Origin of the sequence: Providencia sp. wls1922 (assembly GCF_009706505.1) — a bacterium.
GTDB classification, from domain to species: Bacteria; Pseudomonadota; Gammaproteobacteria; order Enterobacterales; family Enterobacteriaceae; genus Providencia; species Providencia lanzhouensis.
Window position 1 is genome coordinate 1 of record NZ_WLUG01000006.1, and the last position, 1,385, is coordinate 1,385.

Consider the following 1,385-nt stretch of genomic DNA (forward strand, 5'->3'; position numbering starts at 1 on the left):
ATTGGCGATTTCACTCTCCAAACTGACCTGCTGATAGGCTTGATTAGCTTTACGTTGATACATACGGTTAACCTAAAAGTCTGCCTAATGAATTAGTGGTGCTATTTAATGAACTCATCATTTTATCGAGGTTCTGGAACTGTCTACGGTGCATATCCATAGTATTTTCAATTTGCTTATTAGTTTGTTCAATACGCTTGTCTAAGCTTTTTTTCTTACGTTGAACACCATCGGTCGCGTTATGCAGCGTACCTTCTTTCGTATCTAACGTTTCTTTTAGGAAGTTAAAGTTTTCCGTGGCAAATCCGGTTTTTTCACCGTCACCAGCAAAAAATACTTTTACGCTAGATGGGTTATCTTTTAGTGCACTATCGAGTTTTTTACTGTCGATTTCTAATGTACCGTCCAGCTTTTGTTTAATCCCCATTTTATTCAGCAGGTTTAATTCACCGCTATCTTGTGGGCTACGCACTTGGGTACGTAAGGTGCTTTGAATAGTGCGAAGAGTAGAATCACCAATTAATGGACCATTAGTTTTATCTGGAGTGGTGCCATTTTTAGTTGGGGTATATTTAGTGAGTTCTTTAGCTAAGGTTTGGAATTCATTATAGGCATCCACCCATGCTTTGATTTTAGCTTTAGCTGGCTCAATATCTTCAGAGATAATTAAATGGTCTGATTTGCCATCTTCACTCTCTTTCTTTAAAGAGAGGGTTAAACCAGGAAATAGGTCTTTGGCTTCGTTGGTTTGAGATTCTAATTCGAAACCATCAATAATGAGCTCAGCATTTTGCGGTGGAACTTTTTGTTCCATACCACTTGCTGCTTCATTTTTAATGGTTACGTTGCCTTTTGCATCTATTTCAGATTCAACATTTAAAATTTTAGCGAGTTCGTTATCGCCTTCTACATTGATACTAATTCGGCTATCTGTTCCGGCCTTTTTAGAGGTAACAACTAAATGATATTGGTTATCTTTATCTTTGATAACTGAAGCAGAAACGCCTTTATCGGTTTTATTAATAGCATCTGCAATTTCGATTAATGATGTACTACCTGCATCCAGTTTAATGACAATTTTATCTTTGTCTTCTTTTTGTGAAGGCTGGGTAATGGTAATGGTGCGCTCTTTTGCTGAGCTACCTAGTAGTTGCTTGTTATCGCTATGTCCTTTGGTCGCAATAGTTTGTGCTTTTGCTAATTGATTAACGACAACATCATGCACACCAGCAACCGCTTTACCATCGGTTTTTACATCGAAGGCTTTATATTCACCATTAACTTTGGTCGTACTGATGTCTTGATATTTCTTGAGATCTTCCGCCGCTTTTTTCAGTTTTTCTAATGAAGATTGCATCTTACCAAATGCACTGATTTGCGCATCA

General features: G+C 37.7%; 1 protein-coding gene. It reads right to left on the minus strand.

Going from position 1 to position 1,385, the window contains the following annotated elements; all coding sequences use genetic code 11:
• Window positions 1-67: 67 nt before the first annotated feature.
• A partial coding sequence (fliD, locus tag GKR71_RS00435) for a flagellar filament capping protein FliD (protein WP_154633754.1) occupies window positions 68-1,385 on the minus strand: 1,318 nt, incomplete at its 5' end.